Origin of the sequence: Paenibacillus sp. FSL P4-0081, from assembly GCF_000758565.1 — a bacterium.
GTDB classification, from domain to species: Bacteria; Bacillota; Bacilli; order Paenibacillales; family Paenibacillaceae; genus Paenibacillus_AQ; species Paenibacillus_AQ phytohabitans.
In genome coordinates this window covers 3,011,055-3,036,314 of record NZ_CP009280.1, presented here as the reverse complement: position 1 = coordinate 3,036,314, position 25,260 = coordinate 3,011,055, and the positions used below count along the sequence as shown (strand labels likewise).

General features: G+C 54.8%; 19 protein-coding genes. 6 read left to right on the top strand and 13 right to left on the bottom strand.

Annotation, left to right across the window (positions count from 1 at the left end):
* Positions 1–27: 27 nt before the first annotated feature.
* On the bottom strand, positions 28–2,679 hold the full coding sequence (locus P40081_RS12690) for an adenosylcobalamin-dependent ribonucleoside-diphosphate reductase (RefSeq protein WP_042135860.1): 2,652 nt from the start codon (positions 2,677–2,679) through the stop codon (positions 28–30).
* A 550-nt stretch (positions 2,680–3,229) separates the two neighbouring features.
* Here P40081_RS12690 and P40081_RS12685 point away from each other — a divergent pair.
* The 3 genes from P40081_RS12685 to P40081_RS36345 all read left to right on the top strand — a co-directional run bounded on the left by P40081_RS12685 (position 3,230) and on the right by P40081_RS36345 (position 7,312).
* Entirely contained in the window at positions 3,230–4,975 is a 1,746-nt protein-coding gene (locus P40081_RS12685; RefSeq protein ID WP_042135858.1) for a DEAD/DEAH box helicase, read from the top strand.
* A complete protein-coding gene (locus P40081_RS12680) occupies positions 4,975–6,051 on the top strand; it encodes a YqhG family protein (protein ID WP_042135856.1) in 1,077 nt (358 codons plus the stop codon). The genes P40081_RS12685 and P40081_RS12680 overlap by 1 nt, the downstream gene beginning before the upstream one ends.
* Before the next feature lie 193 nt (positions 6,052–6,244).
* Positions 6,245–7,312, top strand: a complete 1,068-nt coding sequence (locus tag P40081_RS36345; protein WP_052421793.1) for a hypothetical protein — start codon at positions 6,245–6,247, stop codon at positions 7,310–7,312.
* Positions 7,313–7,441: 129 nt separating this feature from the next.
* On the opposite strand, the gene P40081_RS12670 is transcribed toward P40081_RS36345, so the two are convergent.
* The gene (locus P40081_RS12670) at positions 7,442–7,630 is read right to left on the bottom strand and encodes a YqzE family protein (RefSeq protein WP_042135853.1); all 189 of its coding nucleotides are present in this window, start codon (positions 7,628–7,630) and stop codon (positions 7,442–7,444) included.
* Positions 7,631–7,825: 195 nt separating this feature from the next.
* On the opposite strand from P40081_RS12670, the gene P40081_RS12665 reads away from it, so the two are divergent.
* Complete coding sequence (locus P40081_RS12665; protein ID WP_063779793.1) at positions 7,826–8,623, top strand: N-acetylmuramoyl-L-alanine amidase family protein; 798 nt, start codon at positions 7,826–7,828, stop codon at positions 8,621–8,623.
* On the opposite strand, the gene P40081_RS12660 is transcribed toward P40081_RS12665, so the two are convergent.
* From P40081_RS12660 to P40081_RS12650, 3 genes are all read right to left on the bottom strand, one after another.
* Positions 8,610–9,557: a divergent polysaccharide deacetylase family protein gene (locus P40081_RS12660; RefSeq protein ID WP_231575341.1), complete on the bottom strand. Its 948-nt coding sequence runs from the start codon at positions 9,555–9,557 to the stop codon at positions 8,610–8,612. The two genes, P40081_RS12665 and P40081_RS12660, sit on opposite strands and share 14 nt — an antisense overlap.
* Positions 9,558–9,687: 130 nt before the next feature.
* Positions 9,688–10,782 (bottom strand): glycerol dehydrogenase, encoded by a 1,095-nt coding sequence (locus P40081_RS12655; protein ID WP_042135850.1) that lies wholly within the window; start codon positions 10,780–10,782, stop codon positions 9,688–9,690.
* A gap of 529 nt (positions 10,783–11,311) precedes the next feature.
* A complete protein-coding gene (locus tag P40081_RS12650) occupies positions 11,312–11,752 on the bottom strand; it encodes a MerR family transcriptional regulator (RefSeq protein ID WP_042135848.1) in 441 nt (146 codons plus the stop codon).
* Between the two features lie 159 nt (positions 11,753–11,911).
* Here P40081_RS12650 and P40081_RS12645 point away from each other — a divergent pair, with 159 nt between their 5' ends.
* A complete protein-coding gene (locus P40081_RS12645) occupies positions 11,912–12,772 on the top strand; it encodes an SDR family NAD(P)-dependent oxidoreductase (protein WP_042135847.1) in 861 nt (286 codons plus the stop codon).
* Positions 12,773–12,975: 203 nt separating this feature from the next.
* On the opposite strand, the gene P40081_RS12640 is transcribed toward P40081_RS12645, so the two are convergent.
* Positions 12,976–13,908, bottom strand: a complete 933-nt coding sequence (locus P40081_RS12640) for a hypothetical protein (RefSeq protein WP_052421792.1) — start codon at positions 13,906–13,908, stop codon at positions 12,976–12,978.
* A 125-nt stretch (positions 13,909–14,033) separates the two neighbouring features.
* Here P40081_RS12640 and P40081_RS12635 point away from each other — a divergent pair, with 125 nt between their 5' ends.
* Complete coding sequence (locus P40081_RS12635) at positions 14,034–14,363, top strand: HIT domain-containing protein (RefSeq protein ID WP_042135845.1); 330 nt, start codon at positions 14,034–14,036, stop codon at positions 14,361–14,363.
* Between the two features lie 3 nt (positions 14,364–14,366).
* On the opposite strand, the gene uidA is transcribed toward P40081_RS12635, so the two are convergent.
* From uidA to P40081_RS12605, 7 genes are all read right to left on the bottom strand, one after another.
* Positions 14,367–16,157, bottom strand: a complete 1,791-nt coding sequence (uidA, locus tag P40081_RS12630) for a beta-glucuronidase (RefSeq protein WP_042135843.1) — start codon at positions 16,155–16,157, stop codon at positions 14,367–14,369.
* Between the two features lie 80 nt (positions 16,158–16,237).
* On the bottom strand, positions 16,238–18,547 hold the full coding sequence (locus P40081_RS12625) for a 3-O-beta-D-glucopyranosyl-beta-D-glucuronide phosphorylase (RefSeq protein ID WP_042135841.1): 2,310 nt from the start codon (positions 18,545–18,547) through the stop codon (positions 16,238–16,240).
* Positions 18,548–18,612: 65 nt separating this feature from the next.
* Positions 18,613–20,904 carry an AraC family transcriptional regulator gene (locus P40081_RS12620; protein ID WP_042135839.1) on the bottom strand — a complete coding sequence of 764 codons (2,292 nt, stop codon included), beginning with the start codon at positions 20,902–20,904 and terminating at the stop codon, positions 18,613–18,615.
* Between the two features lie 63 nt (positions 20,905–20,967).
* Entirely contained in the window at positions 20,968–22,500 is a 1,533-nt protein-coding gene (locus P40081_RS12615) for an extracellular solute-binding protein (RefSeq protein WP_042135837.1), read from the bottom strand.
* 600 nt (positions 22,501–23,100) lie between these two features.
* Positions 23,101–23,253, bottom strand: coding sequence for a hypothetical protein (locus P40081_RS38400; RefSeq protein ID WP_156118595.1), 153 nt, complete (start codon positions 23,251–23,253; stop codon positions 23,101–23,103).
* 13 nt (positions 23,254–23,266) lie between these two features.
* The gene (locus tag P40081_RS12610) at positions 23,267–24,148 is read right to left on the bottom strand and encodes a carbohydrate ABC transporter permease (RefSeq protein WP_042135835.1); all 882 of its coding nucleotides are present in this window, start codon (positions 24,146–24,148) and stop codon (positions 23,267–23,269) included.
* 26 nt (positions 24,149–24,174) lie between these two features.
* Positions 24,175–25,095: an ABC transporter permease gene (locus tag P40081_RS12605; RefSeq protein ID WP_269323272.1), complete on the bottom strand. Its 921-nt coding sequence runs from the start codon at positions 25,093–25,095 to the stop codon at positions 24,175–24,177.
* Positions 25,096–25,260: the final 165 nt, after the last annotated feature.

The window sequence follows — 25,260 nt, the reverse complement described above, 5'->3', positions numbered from 1 at the left end:
AGTCTTATCATCATGCCAATAATCTACTCACCCGCACCGGCTATACCCGCAATTCCCGCAAGTCTTACATCCCTCAATATTAATCAGCGATGCACTTCCGCAGGAAGGGCAGAGATCCCGCGAAGCAGTCGCATGGCTATGCGCACCATGGCCCCCGTGCCCATCATCAGTAGCCGCAGCTGGAACACTTGATTTCAGCTCGGCGTTCAGCGCTTCATTGAAATCAAGCTCCAGTGTAGCTGCGATAGGTGCAGGCACGTGATCGTCATGGGCGTTGTTCAGCACATGGGTCTCCAGCGCCTTGGCTACAGCGTCGGCGATGGACTCGACGCGGTTCGCACCGAAGCCGATGGCGCCGGAGCCGCCGATGCCTTTGAGATGCTTAATCAGCAGCTCGACCTTCTCGCCGTGATCCCCGTAACGCAGGAACAGCGAGCAGACGCGGCCCAGAGCTTCCGCCATGGCGAAGACGTCGGAGCCGGCTTTGCCGACGTTCAGGAAGATTTCGGCCGGCGTGCGGTCGAGATCGTTGATGGTGATATACGCCATACCGAATGGCGTGTTGATCTTATAGGTAGCGCCGCGCAGAACCTGCGGGCGTTTCTTGTATTGTTTGTCCACTACATTAGGCGCAGGCTGCGGTGCAGGCGCTGCTGCTACTGTGACTGGAGCCGGAGCAGCTTCAGCTGCCGCTGGCTCAGCTTCAGCAGTCTCAACTGCCGCCGGAGCGTCTTTCTTTTCTTCCTTCTTCGTCGTTTCCAGTACCTGTACGTCACGGCTGCCGTCACGGTAGATCGTTACACCTTTGCAGCCCAGGTCGAAGGCCATTTCGTACAGCTCGGCAGTCTCTTCAACGGTGAAGTCGGACGGGCAGTTCGCCGTTTTGGAGATCGAGCTGTCCACCCAGCGCTGAATGGCAGCCTGTGCACGGATATGATCCTTAGCGGACAGATCCATCGAAGTAACGAAGTATTCAGGGAGCTCTTCACCCGGATGGGCTTCCAGCCATTCCTGGGCAATCGGCACGAACTGCTCGTCATAGCCCAGACGGCTCTGGCGGTAATATTTGAATGCGAAATAAGGCTCGATACCGGTCGAAGTGCCGACCATGGTACCAGTACTACCTGTAGGGGCCTGGGTAATTACCGTAACATTTCGCATGCCATGCTTACGGATGGATTCGCCGACTTCAGGATAGACCTCGGTGATATTACGCATGAAGCCGCTTTGCAGATATTTATCGGTATCAAAAGCCTGGAAAGAACCCTTCTCGCCAGCGATCTCAGCAGAAGCCAGATAAGCTTCGCGCGCCATGAAGCCGTAGAGCTTGTCCAGGAACTCCAGGGATTCCGGGCTGCCGTAACGGATATTCAGCTTGATCATCAGCTCAGCCAATCCCATTGTGCCGAGTCCTACGCGGCGTTCGAGCTTCTGATTGGCTTCATTTTCCGGGAAATGATACGGTGTCTTGTCGATGACATTGTCCAGGAAACGCACGGAATAGCGGGTCGTTGTCGCCAGATCTGCCCAGTCCACGTCGTGATTCTCCGCATCGTAGAACTTGGAGAGGTTGACGGCCGACAGATTGCACACGCCCCAGCCCGGCAGACCCTGCTCACCGCATGGATTGGTGCAGATGATCGGGTTGAAATACCAGCTGTTGGACATCTGGTTGTAATATTCCATGAACACTACACCCGGCTCAGCCGACTTCCAGGCCGATTCGATAATCGTATGCCACACATCGCGTGCTCTTACGGTACGGTAAGGAATGACGCGGCGGCCGTCTGCTTTCCATTTATCCAGATCGCCGTCCCAGATTGTATCGTAATCCGGATCGGTGGTATCCGGGAAGACCAGCTCCCAGTCCAGATCCTCCTTGACGGCTTTCATGAAGGCATTGCTCACGCATACCGACAGGTTGGCATTGGTTACCTGACCCATCGTCTGCTTCACGGTAATGAAGTCCACCACATCCGGATGCCAGTCATTAATCATCAGCATCAGCGCGCCGCGGCGGCTTCCGCCTTGCTCAATCAGTCCGGTCGTATAGCTGAAAAGACCGCCCCAGGACACTGAGCCGCTGGATGATCCGTTCACGCCTCTTACAATCGCGCGGCGCGGGCGCAGCGAGGATAAGTTAATACCTACACCGCCGCCGCGGGCCATAATCTCGGTCATTTCGGAGAGCGTCTGCATGATGCCCCCGCGGCTGTCTTTCGGGGAAGGAACAACATAACAGTTGAACAGCGTAAGCTCCTCGCTTGCTCCGGCACCTGCCGCAATCCGACCGCCCGGTACCAGCTTCCAGTCATCAAGAATAGAGCGGAACTTGCCTGTCCACTCTTCCTGAAGCTCGGGAGTCTGCTCTACGGAAGCCATGGCTGCCGCAAGACGGTCCCACATTTCCTCCGGGGTCTTCTCAATATTCAGTGTCAGCTTCTCCACATCCGATTGCACGAGTTCACCGCTGCGGGTCTTCACCGTAACAATCCGGCCGGTGCGCTCAACAATCTCGCCAACCTCCTTGGTTGGAAATTTCGGATCATCCTTCGTCAGGACAAGCACCACATCGCCTACCTTGGCATTATTGCTGTCCGCGTCCTTCCAGGCATAACGGTCCAAAAATATTTTCTCACTCAGCCCCTCAAGACGCTGCTTGCGTTCCACTGTACTCAATAGAAAAACCTCCCGGATGATTGATAGGTAATACTTCCGTTCCTTGGTGTGGGCTTAGACTTTTTGTAACCCACAACAAGAACTTCCAGCGGCAGGGTAGCCGCAGCCTGCATGTACAGCGGAAGTTCCTCTTGTCAATAACAAATAACCGCAAAAACCCGCGAATAATCAAATTTTCAAGCTTTTGTAACAATATATTGTATACATCAGCTTTTCAACTATACCACATATTGTATCAGAGTTCTTTTTCCAAAAAAGCGGCCCATGGCGGGAATTTCGGAAAAACGGTAAAAGATAGTGGATTTTCTCCCTCTTTCTCGCTTTTTTACAGGTTCCAGATTGATAAGCTTCCGGGCCCGGAAGACAGATTCCGCCACGGATATTCAAGATCCGCGGAAGCCGCCGCAGCACCAGCAGCAGTACCGCTGCAAGGCTCCGCAATATTACTCCACGGCAGCAGCCGGAGGATAGCAGGTTATGAAATCTCTCTTTTACGCGCATACTACTGCTACGCATTTCGATATGAAACCGCGCCGGAGGAGGCTGCAACATGACGCAATTATTCCGCAATTCCTTGCCGCAAGGGGGAAGTACGCCTGCCCCGCTGCTGCCTGTTCCTCTGTCCTTTGAGCGTAACTGGCTGCAGGACCTGGAGTCGAAGCTCGATAAAGGCGGACCCTGGGGAGACTGGAGATTATCCCGGCTGGCCATACAAGGAGAGCAATCGGGACTCGTTACGAGCTTCGATGAGCTGCAGTGTCTGAAGCATCTGTCCGGGTTATCCCCGCTCCCCCACCAGCTGGATACCGCCCATAAGGTGCTGTTTGAAATGTCAGGCCGGGCCATTCTGGCAGACGAAGTAGGGCTAGGCAAGACGATAGAAGCCGGACTGATCCTCAAGGAATATCTGGTGCGCGGGCTCGTAAGTAAAGTTCTGATCCTTGTCCCTGCGTCTCTGGTCCTGCAGTGGGTGCGCGAGCTGAACAGTAAATTCGGTATTTCAGCCGTGGCACAGAAGAAAGCTTACTCCTGGGGCAACGACATTGTTGTCGCCTCCATGGATACGGCGAAGCGTGATCCGCACAAGGAGATGCTGCTGAGCCAGGAATTCGACATGCTGATTATCGACGAGGCCCATAAGCTGAAGAATAAGAAATCAACAAACTATCTGTTCGTACAGCAGCTGCGCAAAAAGTACTGCCTGCTGCTCACCGCCACTCCCGTGCAGAATGATCTCGGCGAGCTGTTCAATCTGATCACATTACTGAAGCCGGGACAGCTCGGGAATCAGGGGGATTTTGCCACCAATTTCGTGGTCGATAAACGCCAGCCTAAGAACGAAGTCCAGCTGAGGGGCGAGCTCTCCAAGGTGATGATCCGCAACCGCCGCGGCGAGGGTCCCGTGAACTTCACGAAGCGCAAAGTGCGCAATATCCCGCTTACCCTCTCTTTAGAGGAGAAAGAATTATATGACGGCGTCACCGCCTTTGTCAAAGACCAATATCAGGAAGCGGGCGGCAATCTCAGCAGCATGCTCTCCCTGGTTACGCTCCAGCGCGAGGTATGCAGCAGCCGGGATGCGGTGTTCGTCACGCTTGTGAATCTGATCAAGAAGCTTCCGGCGGATTCACCGAAACGTGAGCGCATGATGGGGCTGCTCCAGACGATTCGTACTGTTAAGACGAATACCAAAGCGGAGAAGACGATGGAGCTGATCCGCCAAATGAATGAGAAGGTCATCGTCTTCACCGAATACCGCGCGACCCAGGAATATCTGCTGCAATATTTCCGTGAGCATGGACTGCAGTGTGTCACTTACTCCGGCGGGATGAACCGCGGCAAAAAGGACTGGATGATGGACCTCTTCCGCGGGCGCGCCCAGGTAATGATTGCTACGGAAGCAGGCGGCGAAGGGATCAATCTGCAGTTCTGCCACCATATGATCAACTTCGACCTCCCCTGGAACCCCATGCGCGTAGAGCAGCGGATCGGCCGGGTACACCGGCTTGGCCAGGAGAACGATGTAGTTATCTACAATCTCTCTACCGAAGGCACGATCGAGGAGCATATTCTTCACCTGCTGCACGAAAAAATCAATATGTTCGAGATGGTCATCGGCGGGCTGGATGTTATCCTGGAACGCTTCGAGAAGAAGGAGTCGCTTGAGAAAAGCTTATATAAAATCGTCCTCGAAGCCCGCAGCGACGAGGAGCTGCGCAGCGAGCTGGATCAGATCGGCGATTCACTCAGCGAGCTGACCCATGCCAATCTGGATGAAAGCGAGGTGGCTCCTTAATGCTGACCCCTGTGGAAGTACGTAAACAGGTCATGGATTACCTGGAAGCGACAGAGTGTACGATTCTCGAATCCTCTCCGCTGCATGTGACGGTGAAGCTCTCGCCGCGCGCGGACCGGATGCTGACGGACCGCCCTTATTATTGGGGATTCGTGGAGCGCACCGGCGTAGATCCGGAGACCCTGTCCTTCAGCTTCGTCTTCGATCCGGAGAAGTACGATGAACTGGCCGCGCAGGCAGCTGCGCCTGCGGCCCGTCCGCGCGGCGGGGCGGTCCGCCCGGCGGCAGGACCTCTGACGGGCGGCATCGGCGCGGCGGGTGCTGCGGATGCTGAGGCAGGCGCGGAGCCTGGCGCCGCACCGGCAGCTGCACCCGGAGGCGTGGTGCCGCCCGGGGTCTCCGCTGATCCGGAGGACAGCATCCTCGCCCGGTACTTCGGCATCGTCCCGCAGCTGCCGCGCATCGGGCCGGGCATGATCCGCCGCGAGGATGTGACCTACGGCAGCAAGCGCCTGCGGCAGATCTGGTCAGCGGCACGGGATGAGGGCAAATGCCTGCAGCTGTTCGAGGACCCGGGACTCCGGCAGCGGACCACGCTGTTCTCAGCCGCCTACGAGCCTTGGCTTGCCGTCTGCTATAAGGTGGAGATGACCTGTGATCTTAAGCGTGAAGAGCTGCATTTCATCGCGGTGTCACTGACCTCCGGGCTGATTGTTCCGGACTTCGAGGCCCGGCTGGCTTCGCGGGAGCTTACGCCAAGGCTGCCGGAGAATATCCACATCCAGCCTTCCGAGCTGTCCGTTACTGCCGGAGCCGACAGGCTGGAGGGATATCTGACCTCGAAGCTGGCTCTTCTGGATTACACCTGGGCCGAGGAAGCCCGCGAACGCCTGCGGCTGGAGCTGAGCATCGTGGATATCTATTATGAGGAGCTGCTGAAGGAGCAGGATGAGGAGAAACGCCTCGGCATAGAGGAGCAATACAACCGCCGCCGCAAAGAGACCACCTGGCAGTATGAGCCGCAGATTGCAGTTTCTGCCGTAACGTACGGGCTGTTTCACCTGCGCAGCACATAGAATGCGACCCGGCTCGCTAAAAGCAAACAAAAAAACAGCGGAATTCCTGCAGGCTGCCGCGACAGTAAGCAACAGCCTTTTCAAGGCTTGTCCCCTACAATTAAAAGTATGAAGCAGAACCTCCCGGGCTCCGGCTTGCCGGACCCGGTAATTCTTGCGATTAACCTTTGGAACAGGAAAGGTGAACGATAACATGAAAATCAAAGCGAAGCAGAAGGGGCCGCTAGGGCGGCGTACCCGCCTGCTCCTCTGTCTGACTCTCGGGCTGACTCTGTTCGCCGCGAGCGCCTCCCCGCCTCCGGCGCTCGCGTCTATAGGCAGCCGGGCCACTGTCACACAAGCCGTCCTGCAGGAGCTGCTGCCCGGACTTGTGATGACACAGGCGCCCGCATCTGAAACCTTGCAGGATTTCACCCGTCTCACAATTAGCCAATTGTCGGCGGATGCTCCGTTTAAGGAATGGAAGAATGCCGGAACTGAGGTCTATCCACTCGGGCCGGGCACACGCAGCTGGCTGGTCAATGTGATGAACGGGGAGCAGCGGATCGGATATCTCATTATTTCTGCTGCGGACGGGGGCAAATATCTGCTGAGTGAATACGGAGCCGGTACCTATGGTCTCCCTTATAGTATGAGTGATCTGCGCCAGTATCTGGTGCAGGAAGGACTGATTACCTCCTCTTATTCAGGTAAAATAGAACTATCGGCGCTGTACGCTCCGCTGCTGCCGGTCTGGAAGCTCACGCTTGCGGACAAGACGCTGTATCTCAATGCCTCAGTACTGCAGGTACTGCCTTGGAGCCTTAGCCAGGCAAACCGTATCCTGGACGGCCAGCTTGATGCTAATGCCCTGGTGGTGTACACCGGGTCTGGACAACAAGTCCGCACTCCTCTGCCCGCTCTGCTCAGCGGCGGGCAGGATGACCCGTATGCAGATTTAATGTGGCTTACTGCTCCTGAATTGAAGACTATCAGCGAAGGCAGTTTAAATACTTTGCTTAAAAGCCGCGGCAGCCTTGCCTTCCAGTCGACAGGACGCAACGATGCCTTGGGTGCTCCGTTCATGATTACAGGCTGCCAGAGCTGGCTTACGGCCTCTGCCGGAAGTAATGGGGGTGCTGAACCGGCAGTTATATACGCCGCTGCCGGTCCAGGGGCGAAACGGTACCTCCCGCTCACGGCCCTCCAGAAGTACGGAACCTTCCACAAGCCGCCGCTGCCGCTATCAGGAGGAACGACGCTCGGAGCGGCGCCACATTAATACTGAAGGTTTCAGCGATAATCCTATATACAGCTGTACATGCCAAACAGCCTTCCCTTCAGCCGTGTCAAGCGGCTTTAAGGGAAGGCTGTTTCGGAATTCGGGGGAGCTGCGGCGCTGCTAGGCTGGCTACTCCCGATCCTTGCGGCTCCATTTGCTGCGCCAGACCGACCAGGCGAGCGGCAGCGTGCCGAACCATTTCTCGGCCCAGGGCTGCTTCTCTGCCTTCCGCCGTGCATGTACGGCGCGCGGGTCCTCCATATATATGACTACTTTCTCCGTAATGTATTTCACCAGATCATCTCCGCTGGATGCCATTACTATCCCTCCCATGCAGGCGCTGGCGGGTCGCCGCCTGCCGCCCTGCCTTTTCTCCATGACTTTAGTGTGCTCCAAATCCCCGCTCTCTAAACCGGAACCGCTAACCTTCGTATAGGTTTGGCTGTTAAGGCACAATCTAACAGAGATTCCACCAAAGATACTGATGATGATTCCGGCAGGGAGGTTATTCACTTGAGAATTTCGGAACATTTACAAGAAGATCATACAGGAGGGGCCAGCCGTCTTGGGCAACATTTCCGGCTAGGGCGTGGGCTGCGGAGGATACTGGCTTCGATAGCGGTGCTGACTCTGCTGACAGCTGGACATGCAGGGACCATCCTGGCCGCCACACCGGGAGTAAACCACTTAACCGACAACCCGTCAGACCGCCAGCATATGCTCGGTCATGACCAGCGGATCATTCTGATTGATGCCGGACACGGAGGGATTGACGGCGGAACCTCACACGGCACCATCCTGGAGAAGGATATTACTCTGGCGATCTCACGCCGGCTGTTTCTCCTGCTGCGCAGTGACGGCTTCGATGCCATATTGAACCGGACCGGCGATTATGCGCCGAGCGATGAGAATCTCTGGCTGCGCAGTAAATCCCGGCACCTGCGTGATCTGGCCCAGCGCAAGGAACTGGCCGAAACGCTGCCGGCGAATGTCGTGGTCAGCATTCATATCAATTGGGCAAAGTCACCCTCCAAGCATGGTCCGCTTGTCTTGTACCGCCAGGAAGGGCGCAGCTTCCTGCTGGCCAGATTAATTCAGGATCAGCTGAACGGGCTGTATGGAATGAAGAACGACCCCAGACAAGGCAAACCCTTCTACCTGCTCAACAAAATAACCGCCACAACGGTTATCGTCGAGGCGGGATTTGTAAGCAGTCCGGCGGACCGCGAGAAGCTGTGTACCCCGAAAGGTCAGGAAGAGATTGCCGAGGCGGTTGCCAATGGAATTGCCGCGTACCTTATGGAAGTGTGACCTGCGAATTCCATTTCCACTCTTCCCGGACAAGCTCGGAGATTCCGATAAACTCAACGCTGTCCTTCATTCCGGCAATGCCGCTGCGGATGCCCGCTGCGGTTTCTTTGCCTTGAATGCCGACATGGCCAATCGTCACGCAGTATCTCTGGTTCAGGGCCCGCTCCTGGACCAGCTTCATCTGCTTAACCACATGGCTCGCAGAATGCACGTCGTCCAGGAAAATGTGGTTCTCCACTGGCGGGAGCCCCAGCTCCCGGGCTATTTTACCGGCAACTGAGCGATAATTGGTATGGCTGTCTACGAAGAAAAGTCCGCGCTCCTTGCAGACCGCGAGCACAATACCCATCACCCGCTCGTCACCGGTCACCTTGGAGCCCATATGGTTGTTAATGCCAATCGCATAAGGAACATTCTCAAGCGCCGCCTCCACCCTCTGGCTGACTTCTGCATCACTCATCCTGGTCAGCACCGCTCCCGGTCCAAGCCATTCCGGCTTGCCCTGGCGCGGCTCCATCGGCAGATGAACCAGGACATCGAAGCCAAGCTCATGCGCACGGCGTGCATCCTGCTCGCTCGAGGGCAGGAATGGCATCACCGCAACGGTAATCTTGACCGGCAGCTTGAACATCTCCTCCGTGCCCCGCATGTTGTTGCCGAAATCATCGACAATGATGGCCACCCGGTTGGGCAACTTCTTATTCTCCGCCTGCCGGTCAACTGAACCGCTGTTTCCGCTGCTGTCTGCATGCGTATCAGTTACCGGACGGAGCGTGGAGACTGCAGCTTCAAGGTTACGGGCAGAGTGCCCACCAGGTTGCGATGCGGCAGATACGGACTGAGGCGCTGACGGAATCAGCGTGGTCATCAGAACAACTACGGCGGCCAAGGGATAGAGAATGATGTGCTTTACGCTGTGATTGCTTTTCTCCAAAATGGAACACCTCCTTCGTGATTCAACAATTGTTCTCATTGTTTGGCTCACGGAGGATAAATATGTACGCTGAAGTTACGCAATAATTAACAAGGCTTAAACTAACTCCCCAAAACATATAAATTATCCTTTAAGAAACCTTTGCCCCGCTTCGGTCGGCTTCAAGAATCGCCTCCAGCACCTGCTGCGGTGTCACGGCAAACGGCATGTTGGCCATCGGACTGCCCTCGCTGCAGCTCGCCTCGGCGGCATAGAGCAGCCGGTCCTGTGCAACACCCGCTAACCTTAGCTCCGCCAGCGTAACAGGCAGACCTGCCCCCCGGCAGAAATCCACCGCCCCGGTGATCTCGGCTTCCGCTGCTCCTTCAAGGATCAGCTGCACCAGTGTGGTGAACGCCACTTTCTCCCCGTGAAGCACGGTCCGGCATTCCTCAAGCAGCGTCAGCCCGTTATGAATGGCATGGGCCGCTGCCAGTCCGCCGCTCTCAAAGCCGATGCCGCTGAGATATATATTGGCTTCGACAATATGTTCAACTGCGGCTGTCGCGCGTCCGTCAGCTGCATCCTGCAGCGCCTGCGCGCCGTCGGCGAGCAGCGTATCCAGACATGTACGTGCCAGTGCCAGGGCCGCGAGAGTGCCTGTCCCTCCTGCGCTGGTAACTGCTCCGGATCTGCTGCAGGCTCTTGCTTCGTAATACGTCGACAAGGCATCGCCCATTCCGGCAGCAAGCAGTCTTACCGGAGCTTTGGCGATAATCTCCACATCCGCGACCACGATATCCGGACTGCGGCGCAGCGGCAGATACCGGTCGAATTCGCCCGATTCGCTGTAGAGGACCGACAGGGCGCTGCAAGGCGCATCTGTTGACGCTACGGTCGGCACAAGCATCACCGGGAGCCCGGCGAAATGACTGACGGCTTTTGCCGTATCCAGTGTCTTGCCCCCGCCTATACCCACGATGACATCCACACCGCTGCTACCCAGCTCCGCCACAATCTGGTCCACCTGTACTAGACTGCACTCGCCCTTAAATTCACGCAGCAGCAGCGGAATCTGCTCCGACGCGAAGCCCTTGCTGATCTCTTGTCCGTATAAGGAGAGAATATAGGGATCTACAATGGCATAGGCTCCTCTCGCCCCCATCTGCAGGCAATACACCCCCAGTCTCGTAATCTCCCCGCTGCCCTGAATATATTTTGACGGTGAATAGATGATCTGTGACATGATGAATTCCTCCTGTTCTAATTCTTTTCATTCTAAGGAAGAATCTGGAATCCGGCAATGACCAAACTCCGCTGATCCCTATGTTAATTGCAGATACATAAATAGCAGTTATATAAAATGTCAGTCACAGGGCTGCAAAATTAGCAATTGGAAAAACGTATCTTAATTTCGATCTTTTGGACCATCTGAGGCAAGTAAGTGGATAAACGTCATTTAATCTCATGCATTCCCTCGACGCTGAACGATTTGCCGCATATTAAGTGCCGGTTTTCCAACTGTTGTCTGGGAAGGGCTCTTCCGGTCATGAGCAAGTGTTGAAAATCCACCTAATTCCTGCCGCCGACTTAGCAAGTCCATACTAATGCTGCTGTTCCCGGCGCTTTAGCCGCTTCATAGGAGTTATACACATTGTTCCATTGTATTATTTCCTGATAGGTGAGTTATCACTTGAAACAGCTGCATGCCTGCGTAATAATAGCAAAAAGCCCCACTCCAAAGTGATTTGGAATGAGGCTGTGCGGTAATAAGGTCAGCGTTTGCGGCGTTCAGGCATTTTGCGGGTATCGCCGGTCAGCTCACATGTCTGCGGTCCAAGATTGCCATGCTCAATCTTAGTGTCAATAAAATCCACAATCTGCTGCAGCGAAGCGATCTGTTCCAGGATCTTCTGTTTATGATTCAGGATCATCTCATGCAGCTCCGGATATTCGGACAGGTCTGAATCAAGAGACAGGTTGAGATATGGCCGCATATCGTCCAGCGACATCCCCGTCTTCTTAAGGCAACTGATCAGCTTCATCATCTCCAGATCCTGATCGCTGTAGATGCGGTGGCTGTTTCCCTTGCGCTGCGCCCGGGGCAGCAGTCCGATCTTCTCGTAATACCGGATGGTATCTTCCGGGATCCCGGTCCGCTCGGCTGTTTCTTTGATCGAATATCCTTGAATGATATTAGCATCAGCCAGACTCATAGGCCCACCTCATTTGAATTGTATGGTCTTCAGTTCATTCTATTGTATAACTTGGAGTCAGCTCCAAGTCAATCGTTAATTTCCGGCCTTGACTTGGAGTCGGCTCCAAGTTATACAATGGGCACCATTCACCATTACATTTCCAAAGGAGCCCTTATTATGACTATACAACAAGCACAACGCACTGCGCTGATCACCGGCGCGAATAATGGAATCGGACTCGCCTTGACCCGCAGAATGCTGGGCGAAGGCTGGGAGATTATCGCGCTCATCCGTTCAGCTTTTCCAGAGGACGATTCCCTTATCCGTGAGGCGCTCAGCAGCAGACAGCTGCGGACGTACAAGGCAGACCTCTCCGATTTCGCCCAGTTGAAGCGTGCCTTGCAGGATATTACAAGCCATGAAAAGCAGATTGATCTGCTGTTCAATAATGCCGGCGGCAGCTTCCCGGAGTTAAGCTTCTCCAGGCAGGGACGTGAGCTGCACTATGAGCTGCAGACGGTTGTCCCGTATATCCTCACGATGGAGCTGAAGCCGCTGATCCTGAAAGGCACACTGCGCACAGTGATTAATACCTCTTCCAACGCTTTTATGATGAAGCGCAAATTCGACCCGGCCGCCCTGGAGCATCCTGCCAAGTTTCAAAAGCTGACCGGTCCTTATGCGGACACCAAGCTTGCCCTATCCTTGTGGACCAGCGAGATTGCCCCGGCGCTTGCGGCGGAAGGCATCCTGATCCGCAGTGCCGATCCAGGCGGCAACAATACGATCCGCGGGGGCAAGAAATCCGGAATTCCTTTTTGGCTGAGACCGGTTATCCGTATGTTCTTCCCGGAACCCACTCATGGAGCTGGCTTGTTATATCAGGCCGCACTCGGCGAGCACAGCCGCAAGCCCGGTGTGTTCCTGATCAAGAATCAGGTGACCCCGCTTAATTTCACAGAGCACAGCAGCTCTATTCTGAAGAACGTCCAGACCATTTATCAGCAGGAGTTCCGCACGGCCGGCAGCAGCTCCTGATTCATTGGGAAGGCTGCACATACCAAAGAGGCTGTCCCATAATCCATAAAACGGATGCTCGGGACAGCCCTCTGTTTTTAAGCAGGATCAACGTGAGCACATAGGCGAACGCTCCGCTTTTTCACCATCAGTCCGTCCTCTCCGCTGTTTAAGCGGAAAAAGCCTCCGGAAGTTTCGTCAGGATCAGCTGCTCTTTCGGTCCCTTAATGCTCAGCTATCCGTCCAAACTCCCGCAGCAGCAGCATATTCTCTATAACAATATGTGCCTTCCACCAGTTCTCGCTGATGGCAAACTCCCGCTCATAACCGGCCCAGGTCCAGGTCAGGTTCCAGACCCCTTCGGGATTTCTGGTCTCCACGATATGATCCAGCTCCTGGTGCATCAGCCCGGCAAGCTCTGCATAACCCGGACTTTGCGGCGACTTCAGGAAAAAGGACGGTCTGCAGCTGTATCCGTTCCATTGCCCCTCATCGCGGCTGATGAGCTGAATGGTCTGCACCTTGACCGCTTCCTTCAAGGAAACGTAGGGGAACTGCTCCTGCAGCTCCGCCCAGGCGATGCATTCCAGCAGCGTGGCAACACATCTCAGCGGATGCATCTCAAGCGCGGGATCTTGCAGGAATAAATCAGTCAATTCACGGGCGATGCCCATCCCCCGTTCATACAGTGCACTGTTCCTGACAGCATACTTCAGGATGAATCCGGCCAATATGGCTGTCGGATTATAGATACTCCGTGCGGTACTGTTCGAATCCGTGTGCCACCAAGGAGCATGCGGGTAATCATTGTTAGAGGCTACCACATTCCTCCAGGTCCGGTCTTCCATGTCCGCACCGCTGTCCAGATACTTCAGAATGCCCTGCACCACCGGATGGCCGCCATTTTCAAATTCCAATTCCAGCAGTCTCTCCACAGCCGTTCCCGCCATGACAGGTGTAGAATCCGGATTCCACGCATCGGCTTCCAGGGCATGTCCGAAGCCCCCGTCTTCATTCTGATAGGCTGATAATGCTTCCAGCACAGGCGGTATTCCGCCTTTTTCAAAGTGAAACTTCCATCTCGCCAGGTCCAGCGGGCGGGCATTGCGGTACATCCATCGCCGTATAACCTCGTAATCCTCCAGCAGCAGCTTCATGAACAATCTCCTTTTGGCAAAATAGTAATGAACCGGCTCTCAGCAAGTGCTATGATTTCATACATATAATTCTAAGAGATTTCCAGTAAAATACAAGAGGACACTCATTGCCAAGGAGGATACATATGACTGAAGATTTCTACTGTGACGAAGTATTAAGCGGCAAAACAGTTGTGCAAAAAGTACTCGAAACGGACAATGTGCTAGCCTACCACCACACCCGGCCCTTTTATCCTGTCCACATTGTGGCTATCCCTAAGCGGCATATCTCCTCGCTTATAACTCTTCAAGACAGTGATAATGACCTGCTGCTTGAGCTTATCGGAGTAATTAAGCAGGTGGCCGCCCAGGTAACCGGGGAGTATGGGGCTTGCAGAGTGAGCACGAACCTTGGAGACTATCAGGATTCGAAGCATCTGCACTGGCATATCAGCCATGGCGAGCCGCTGAGATAAGTCCTACAGCTTCTCCGGATATCCCCCCATCTCCCCCCAGCGGCTGCGCAGCATACGGGCGGCGGCTTTGGGCTGGCGCTGGCGGGTGAACACGCCTTTTTTGTTGCCGTTAATTCTAGTGATGCCCTGCTTGGTGGCAAAATCGGCAAAAGCCCAGACATGCTCCCCGATCACGAAATTCAGCCGGTCAAACACATTGTGGTAACGGGTGAGCAGCTCTTCCTGATACTCCTCGGTGAACATCACCGGAGGGTCCTGATGAAATCCGGCGATGGCATCGGCGCCATATTCCGTCATGATGACCGGCTTGCCGAAATTCCGGTACCAGTTCGTCAGCTCCCATTCCACCTGATGCTCCACCAGCTCCAGGGCACCCGGGTCCTGGTACCAGGAGTAGTAACGGTTCACACAGATGACGTCAAAAAACTGCGCCACCTTGCACTTATCCGGCAGCGGCCATTGGACAATCGTAATCGGACGCTGCGGGTCCAGCCTGCGGGCGGTATCAGCCAGCTGGCGGAAATACGGCACCGCTTCGTCCTGGAAGGTGGCCGCTTCGTTGGCAAGACTCCACATGACTACGGATGGATGGTTCTTGTCGCGGGCAATCAGATCGCGGAGAACATCATGATGATGAGCCAGCGTCTCCTCATTAGCCTGATCCGGTGTGTACACCTTCTCGTTATAGTTGAAGAAAGTGAAGCCTACGGCCGGCACCTCGCCGATCACCACGATGCCTTCGCGGTCTGCCAGCTCCAGCAGCTCTTCGGCATACGGATAGTGGGAGGTGCGGAAGGAGTTGGCGTTAATCCACCTCAGCAGATTGAAGTCCTTCACATTGACCGCATGGTCCAGCCCCTTGCCCCGGATGTCACTGTCCTCATGCTTCCCGAAGCCCTTGAAATAGAACGGCTCGCCGTTGATCAGGAACCGGGTCCCTTCCACCTTAACCGTCCGTATTCCAGTCTGGAGCTGATAATGGTCAGCGAGTTGTCCGTCAGGATTAAGAAGCTCTACGTGAAGCGTATAGAGATACGCGCCCAGCGGCTTCCACAGTCTGGCGTTCTTCACCTGCAAGGTGCCTGAGCTTCCCTTCCCGGCAGCAGCTTGCTTCCCGTCCTCGTCCAGCAGCCTGACCCTCACCTCTCCTTCCGGCTGCGAGCAATCAATCGAGTACCTTACAAGCCCTGACTCCCCCTGCACATCAGTAGTTACCGTGATATCCTGAATGAACAATCCGGATGTCCGGTATAGCTTCACAGGCCGGTGTAATCCCGCATAGTTGAAGAAATCATGAAAATATTCCTGCACCCGGTAGCCCTCGGGATGCTTCTCATCCTCGAAGGTCTTGATCCGTCCCGGCGGCAGTGTCTGCCAGTTAAGCACATTGTTGACCACGATCGTTAAGCGGTTCTCCCGCCCGGGCACCGCAATCCCCGTAATATCCGCTTCAAAAGGCAGGAATCCTCCTTTGTGGGAGGCCACCTCCACTCCGTTGACCCAGACAACCGCATGATGGCAGGCACTGCCGACCCAGAGCATCATCCGGTCGCCGGACCAGGAACGGGGGACGATGAAGGTCTGCTCATACCACACGTCACCGATGTGGTCGCGCAGCGCCGCATCCTGGGTGATATCGTTGTAGCTGGCCGGAACCGGCATAGGAATGGTATCCTGAAGCGGCTGATTATGCCACTTCTCTTCCCGCCCCCGGTTACCGGGATCTGCCTTAAAGCGCCAGATGCCGGACAGATCCTTGATTTCGCGCGTCAATGTATCTTTTGGAAACAGCATGGTTTATCCACTCCGATCTTCTATATATTAACTCTGACTTTCACTTAAGCTCAGACTTAGGCCCGCGTTAGGAACAGGCGTCACTGCTCCAGCTGAACAGTAACCTGGTACTCTCTTCCTCCTTCATAAGGAAGCGTTGCATCCGCCCAGGCCTCTCCGTCAACCGTCACCTTCACCGTTCCCCTGCTGATCCGGGAAGGATTGAGCACATGAATCCGGTACGAGGCGGACCGGTATTTCCGCTCCACTGTGTACTCCGGCCAATCCGCTGGAATGCAGGGGTCGATAACCAGTCCAATAGCCGTAGCTCTGATCCCGAGCGCATATTCAAGCGTAGTCCAGAGCATCCAGCCTACCGTTCCGGTAGAGACATGATGGCTGGACTTGCCGTAGTTCGGGGAATCCGCCAGGCCGAAATAATAATTTGGCACAAAAATCGGCACCTGCCCGTTCTGCCCGGGCGGATTGTCCGGGTTCGTCGGCAGCGTCCGGCTGATCGTCTGCCAGGCTTCGCTTCCCCGGCCGGCGATGCAGTCGGCGAACGCTTTGAACATGGACGCGTGGCAATAGACGGAGCCATTCTCGGTAGTGCCCGCCAGCTTAAGGCTGATCCGGCCCCATTTGGGATTCCAGCCGCTGAACGGCGGCTCCAGCAGCCGGGGTCCAAACGGTGTATCCAGGCTGTCAATCGCAGCCAGGCATTGCTCCAGCCGCTCCCCGCCCGCAATACCGCTCATGATCGCCCAAGTCTGGGTGTTCAGGAACAGCTTGCCCTCTTCATCCTGCGCGGTTCCGAACGGTATACCGTCATCATCGAATCCGGCCACATACCAGCCTCCATCCCAGCAGGTGCGGTTAACGGCATCCGCCAGCCTCCCGGCGACAGTATTCAGATGCTCTGCATTCTCCGTATCGCCCAGCTGTTCGCAGAAGGGAAGGAGTGCCTGAATGGCATAGACCAGCGCCATGGTATTCCAGGCAGATTCCCCGCAGCCGAGCCGGCCCGGTCCGTTAATCGGGTCATTCCAGTCCCCGTCTCCCATCAGGCACAGTCCATGCGCTCCGGTCTCACCGGCCATATAATCCACTGCCAGCAGCAGGTGCCGATAGATGGTAGCGCTATCAGAAGATCCCTTGAAGCCCACCTGCCGCAGCAGCAGCTCCGGATCTCCGCACTGGTTCAGCAGTGCCGTCATGCAGATAACCAGCCAGACCGGGCCGTCCGTATGCTTCAGCAGGCACAGATTCTTGGGCGGGGAGCCGTCGGTCATAATCCACTGCTGGATGAAGCCGCTGCTCTCCTGGCCCTGAAGCACAGAGATCATATACTCTGCCGCCCCGGCAGGATCAACCAGCGCATAGCCGAGGGCATCCTGAAGCTGATTGCGGACCGGGCAATAGCTGGACATGCGGTTCGTGCGGGTCTGCATGACGATCTGTTTTTTGAGCCAGATATTCATGAATGCATTCACATCCGCATCCGGTGTCTCCACCCGGAACATGCCGGTGATTCCTTCCCAGTAGTCCTCAGCTTCCTGAAGCAGAACAGCATATCCCTTGACGGCCAGCTCCGCCTTGCTGCTGCGGATCTCTTCCAGAGAAGAGGCGCAGCCCGCTACAAAATGACGCACTGCCTGTTCACCCGGCTGAAGAGTCATGATCTGCTGGAGGGCTCCAAGCGGATTCTCCGCCTCTGCCTGCCGGCCCGAACAGTGCCCCTTCTGCACGGCTGCCGGAAGCTCGTACATATCGTCGCCCCCGAAGAATGCGCGCTGGCTGCAGTCATAGGAATCCGCCGGATAATCTGAGTACACGTACACCACGTTGGTATGGTCATCGCATCCGGCCTTCTGTTCATACGTGACATGATAAGGGAAGGAATAGGAGGACAGGATTTGCGATTCCTGATCGAACCGGCATTTGCTGCCCATCACGCCCCCGTTCTCCAGCGAGAACGCCGTGAACAGCGATAAGCTCCTCGGCTTAACGCCCGTATTCGTGAGCGTTACTGTCCAAATCTCCTGCTGGCCCGTGCGTGGTACAAAGACATGAATAGAGGATGTTATCTCCTGGGATACGGAGCGGATCTCGGTACTCCCCAGGCTATGAATACACTCATACGCCTCCGGCTCTGTCTTCAGCGGCTGATAGAACGGCGACCAGGCTTTCCCCGTTTCCTGATCCTTCAGATAAAAGTAGCGGAAGCCTCTGCTGATCGTCCGGTTATGGGGCTGAAATGCAATACTGTCCCCCTGCCCCGTCTGGGATACCTCCATATAATAAGTGTCGTTAAACAAATAGTTGAACCATCTTGCCGGTGTCCGGGGAGTGGTAATGACATAGTCTCTCCCCTGATTCCGGAAATACCCGTAAGCATCACTTCTGTTCAAATGAATTACACACCTTTCCTGTTCTCCTTAAGCTCCTGCTGCCCTGCCCTACACAACACAAGCTGCTATTCCACCAGGTTGGTCCGGTACTGGCCCGGAGTAATCCCTTCCATCTTGCGGAAATAACGGATGAAGTTCGCCGGATTATTGTATTTCAGTTTCATTGCGATCTCGGTGATCGTCAGATCGGTATCCTTTAGCCATCTTTTGGCCACGGTAAGCCGGTATTGCGCCAGATAATCGGTGAAGCTGGTCCCGGTCTCCTGACGGAACACACGGCTGATATACTGCGGATGATAATTCAGCCTGGCCGAGCATTTCTCCAGCGTCAGATCTGTGTCGAAGGCTTCAGCAATCAGCTGCTTCACCTCTTCCGAGATACTGTTGAACTGCGTCTCCTGCCGCTCTTTCAGCAGCCCGATAGCCGGCGAAACAATGACCTTTCCGAACCAGGCTTCTATATCACCGGGACTATGCATGGCAAGCAGCTCCTCGAACAGGGAATCCTCCCCTGCCCTCAGCAGGTGGTGGGAGATGCCTGCGTCCTGCAGCAGGCGGATCAGATCCATCAGCAGCCGGACCAGCGACATCTGATATTCCTGATGGTCGGATTCCTCGCTTGCGAGCGCATTCATCACCTGGGACAGGCGTTCTTCTGCCCGGCCGCTGTCATGTGATTTAATCGCTTCGCACAGCTCATCGGCAATTTTCTTAGGATAGACAATTTCCTTACGGCTTGCCGGCTGCACATCTTCAATGAACAGAATGACCTCTTCTCCGAGACGGGCCCGGTACTTCAGCGCATTCTCCCCTTCTTCATACCCCCGGCCCACTTCAGGCCAGGCTGTACAGGAGCGGCTAATGCCGATGCTGGTCTGCAGCTCCAGATAACGCTTAACAGATGCCTGTACTTCAGCAGCCCTGGCATACACGGATTCCTTGAAGGCTTCTTCGGACTGCGTACTTGTGCCGGTCAGGATCACCACGGACTCCCGGATGACAATCGGCGGAAGACGGTCTCCTTCCGGGACCACCTCCAGCGCGATATTGCTGATGGCAAACAGCAGCAGATCCCGGTCCTGCTCTGTAAACCGGCTGCTGTCAAGCCGGTCAACCTGTACAAGCAGCACCCGCATAACTGTCCACTGGCTGGTGTGCCCGTAACCATAGTCCATGAGCCGCTCCTGGATACCCTGGGATCGCGCTTCACCCAGCATCATTTTGCGGACCAGAAACTCCGCCAGCTGCTGCTGCTGTCCTTCAAGCTCAAACTGCAGCTTGGTCTGATCCGAGAGAATGCCCTGTATCCGGTCGGAGATGGCGATGAACTCATCCTTTCGGGGTCTCTGCTCCTTATCAGGCAGCAAGGACGAGTAGATATGCCGCACGGGACTATACATCCGGCGCGAGCCGATCAAAGCTGTAAACACTGTGGCAGCAAGCACACAGAGACTGATCAGGATCGAGGTCCTGCCAATGGCAGTAGCCTGACGGGTAACCGCCTGGGTAGGAACGACCGATACGTACGTCCAGCCGTTATAAGCTGACTTCCGGTAAGAGATGGAGGCCTTGCTCTCATCGGCTATGCCGTTGAATACTCCGGCGGTATCTTCCTTGTCCCGGATTGCAGCGATGTAAGCTTCAGCTGACAGATCCTTATCCAGCAGCGAAGGGTTGGAATGGCTAATCGCCCGGCCATCCTCATCCAGTATGAATACGCTGCCCATGCCCGGCTCATTGGCGATCAGATCGTTCAGCTGCTGGGAGGACAGCACCACCGCGATCATACCCCGGGGTCTGCTCGAATTAATCGGCCATTTCTTGATATTAATGACGGCGTGGTTCAGTTCAACCATGCCGTCGGCCCCCTGGATGCTGGCTGAATTGCCGCTGATCCACACCGATCCGTTAGGCATTCCGGCGAACGGACGCAGCTTCTCCTTCAGACCCGGCTGGCTGTAAGCATCCATACCGGAATTGGTAATCAGCCAGTCCTGTTCCAGACTGAACAAATAGACATCCTTAATCCCCAGCTCGAACGTCTGGATCGAGGAGAGATTTTTATACAGCTCATGGATCATTTCCATATCTTTAATGCCGAGGTTAGTCGCAATTGCATTGGTCACTGTCGGCAGCCCCAGAAGCTGCGTGGTGGAGAAATCAATCATCTTAAGCGTCTGCTCCACCCGCAGCTGGCTCTGCCGGAGTACCTGGGAGTTGCGTTCTTCAACCTGCTGAAGCACCGACTGCGAGGAGTAGTGATAGGAATACCACCCTAAGATCAGCACCGGAAAAGCACCGATCACCAAGGTAAGAATGATTAGTTTCAATAAATAGCTGGATATCCGTATTCGCATGACTCACTACCCCCGCAATCGTATGTTGCTTTTATTCTAGCATATGGGGATTCTCAGGCACGCTTATTGCGCATTCGCTTGGTTGTAGGCCGCAGTATATTCTTCAATCACCTTCGCGCCGCCGTCCTGCTCCCATTTCGCGACAGCCTGATTCCACCCGTTCTCGTCCATATCCCCCATGATAAAGCGGACCCGGGCATCATCAATTATTTTGCTAAGCTCCGAGCCCCGTTCGCTGTAGGTATCGGAAATGAACGGCTGAACCGGGTTGACCACAGCGATTTCCGCATTCTTTTTCCACATCTCATCACGTAAATGCACCAGCGGATTACCATAGGTCACCACTTTATCCCTTAGGACAGCCAGCTGGGAGGAATCGCCCATGCCGTATTCAGCCAGCAGCTTGGAGTCGGTGGTCTTGACATAATTCCCGTTATCCAGGGTGAACTGGCGTCCTTCCAGCCCGTTGACCAGCATATTCTGCATATCCTCATCCGACACTTTGTCAAAAAAGTTCAGAACGGCCTTGAGATCTTCCTCTGTCTTCACCGAAGTCTTGGGAATCATGAAGATGCCGTATGAGCCTGAACCGCCGGGACTGCGGAGTCCTTCCGGACCTTCCAGCGCGTTGACCATCGTAATCGTACCGGCTGGCGTAACCTTCTTCACACTCTCTTCAATGCCGTTGGCATCATTCAGATTCGCAATCCACGAGCCTGCTTTGCCTGCGTTAATCATCTGCTTGCCGTCTTTCACCACAGCGAAATCCAGGTTGATGAGCTTCTCATCATACAGCCTTTTGTAGAATTTCATCGTTTCCAAAAAGGCAGGGGACAGATGAGCCGGACTCGCCTTCCCGTCCTTGATCTCCCAGTCCGCCGGACCGCCCATCCAGGTCAGCATAGCCCGCCAGCCCGCTGCCACCTGCTGCTCGGCCAGACCGATCGTATCGGCTTTGCCGTTCTGATCCGGATCCTCCTTCACGAATGCCTGCAGCACTTTATAGAAATCATCCACCGTCTTTGGCTCCTGCAGCCCGAGATTCTCCAGCCAGTCCTTGCGCAGCATCAGGCCGTCACGTGCCAGATCCCGTTCGCGGTAGATCCCGTACACTTTTCCGTCAATGGAAATAGCATTCAAGGCTACTTCGTTCATCCGGCTTAAGTTGGGATAATCCTTCAGGTAAGGACCCAGCTCCCAGAACATGCCGGAGCGTACCGAATTGACAATGTAGGGCAGCTTCTGGTCGAGCACAAGCACGGTGCTGGGCAGCTCGCCCGATGCGATGGTGGCGCTGAGTTTATCCGAATAGGTGGTCGAAGGGACCCAGGTGATTTTGAGATCAGTATTCGTCCGTTCCTCCAGCTGTTTGTAGATTTCACCTTCCGGGTCCATCGGCTCCGGATTGTAGCTGGTCAGCATCATGGACATTTTGTAAGGCCCGGCAGGTGATGCGGTTCCGTCTGCGCCTTGAACGGCATTCTCTTCTTTATTGCTGTTACTGCCGCAGCCGGCTAATGCACCCAGCACCAGAGCTGCCGAGAATGTCGTCAGCGCCAGACTTTTAAAGCCTTTTGCCCCTTTGGTTGTTTTCATGATTGATGTTCCTTCCTTAATATGAGGTGGGTGGTGTAATGCGTCGAACTTGAGAAATGGAATACTCGGCTTGGTCGCGGCTGCGGGGAATGTTTGGACTTCCGGCCGCTGTTAGGTATGGATTTCCTGATTTTTTACCGCTGGCTGCGGTTGAAATCCAAAGCTAAAGGCGGACGCTACCGCTCCTACAGTTCCAAACTTCCCCTCCGCACTACTGCCTTTTATTATTTTCTCAAGTTCTCCTTATTTGGGTGTTCAAGTGCAGGGCCGTGACTACGGGGAATGTTTGGCCCTCCGGCCGCTGCCCGTCTGCAGATTCCTTGAATTGCACCGCTCTTCGCGGTGGGAATCCGCAGACTGATGAGGCTTCCGTAGCAATCCGGTAACGCTCTGGAAATCTTGCACATAATACAACATTTCCCTCACCAAATCGGTCAAAATCCACAATTGTTGTACAAAATACAGGATTTCACCTTTTCCAAGCGGCTTAGCCGGAATATTATTGTATTTCGTACAACAATCGTCCCAAACACCTGGCTATCTGTGAATCAAAGTTGTATAACGTACAACATTTCTCTCTACGCTGCCTCCTAAGAGGACTCAAATCAGCCGGTACGCATCAAGCGTACTAAATTTCCGAAGTGTACTGAATTTCTGTGCTGCCAGTATCACAGCGACTGACCGGTAACGTGTATTGTTATTGTCCAGTTCACCGGCGGCTTCAAACTCCCCCTCCGCACTCCTGCCCTTCATGAACCTTCAGACCTCAGCCCTTCACCGATCCCAGCAAAGCGCCTTTGGCGAAATGCTTCTGCAGGAACGGGTATACGATCAGAATCGGAATCGTGGAGACTACGATGACCGCCATTTTGACAGCCTGGTCCGGTGGGATAAAGTTACTCTCCAGCGAAGACGTATCTCCCAGACTTCCGCCCTGGGACAGCATGACAATCTGCCGCAGCAGCACCTGAATCGGCCACTTGGTTGAATCGTTAATATAGAGAATGGAGCTGAAGTAAGTATTCCAGTGGCCTACGGCATAGAACAGCGAGAACGTAGCCAGCACCGGCAGGGACAAAGGTATGACAATCCGCACCAGAATGCCGGGATCGCTGGCACCGTCGATTTTGGCCGATTCCTCCAGATCCGGCGGAAGCTGCTGGAAGAAGCTGCGGACAATAATCAGGTTAAAGGCACTGATGGCACCCGGCAGCAGCAGCGACCAGTACGTATCCAGCATCCCCAGCTCTTTGACCACCAGGAAGGTGGGGATCATCCCGCCGCTGAACAGCATCGTGAAGATGACCATGAGCTGGATCGGAGAGCGAAAATCCATATCCCTGCGGGATAACGGATAGGCCATCAGGCAGGTCAGTGTAATGTTGATCAGCGTACCTGCGACTGTGATGAAGATGGTTACTCCCAGGCTTCGCATCAGCGTATTGGTGGAGAAGATATAGTTGTACGCCTCCAGTGAAAACTCTGTAGGGAAGAGAATAAACCCCTTTTCAAGCAGCTCCCGCTGCGTTGCGAATGAACCGGCAACCACATAAATGAACGGAACAATAGTAATGAGCGCAATGACTGCCAGCACGATTATATTGAACAGATCAAACAGGCGGCTCGGCCATGATGTTTCTTTTACCACAATTCTACCTCCTTTCGCTGTTTTTCCTAGAGAATTCCTTCCTCACCGAACCGTTTGGCCAGGAAGTTGGAGCCGAAGACCAGCACCAGCCCGACAACTGACTTGAACAGTCCGACCGCAGTACTGTAGCTGTACTCTCCCTGCGAGATCCCCGTGGTATACACATAGGTATCGAAGACTTCGCCAACCTCCCGGTTGAGAGGATTCAGCATCAGGAAAATCTGTTCAAACCCCGTATCGAGGAAATTGCCCAGCCGCAGGATCAGCAGAATCACAATGGTCGAGCGGATCGCCGGAAGTGTAATATGCCATAGCTGGCGCATCCGCCCGGCTCCGTCTATTTTGGCAGCCTCGTAGAGCTGCGTGTCTACACCCGCCAGCGCGGCCAGGAAGATGATCGTTCCCCAGCCCGTTTCCTTCCACATAACTTCACCGGTGATGAAGGTCCGGAACCAGCCGGGACTAAGCAGGAACTGGATTTTCTCGCCGCCCACAGAGGCAATCGCTTCATTGACCAGCCCTCCCTCGGTTGTGAAGAACAGGTAGGCAATGGAGACGATAACCACCCAGGACATGAAGTGGGGGATATAGACCAGGGTCTGAATTGTCTTCTTGTACGTCTGCGATCTTAATTCATTCAGCATCAGTGCCAGCACAATCGGCAGCGGAAAAAAGAACAGAATATTGTAGGCCGCCAGCACGAACGTATTCTTCAGCAGCTTCCAGAACAGCGGGTCCCCGAAAAAGCGGTCAAAATGCTTCATCCCCACCCATTCGCTGTCGACAAACCCCAGGAAGGGCTGATAGTTCTTGAAGGCCAGCAGGATCCCATACATCGGTACATATTTAAAAGTGATAAAATACAGCAGTCCCGGCAGCAGCATGATATACAGCCAGCGGTTGCGGGCCAGACGCTTCAGCTTCTGCCTGCGGAATACAGCAGACATTGACGGCTTCGAAGCCGCTAATGGATTTCCCATGTTCCTTCCCCATTTCCGGCACCCTTGGATCAGTTATTTATGTTTATATAAGTGCACTTAAGATTTGAACTTGAAGCTTCATCGTCACTGCGGTGAACATTTGGACTTCCGGCCGCTGTTGTCTCCAGATTT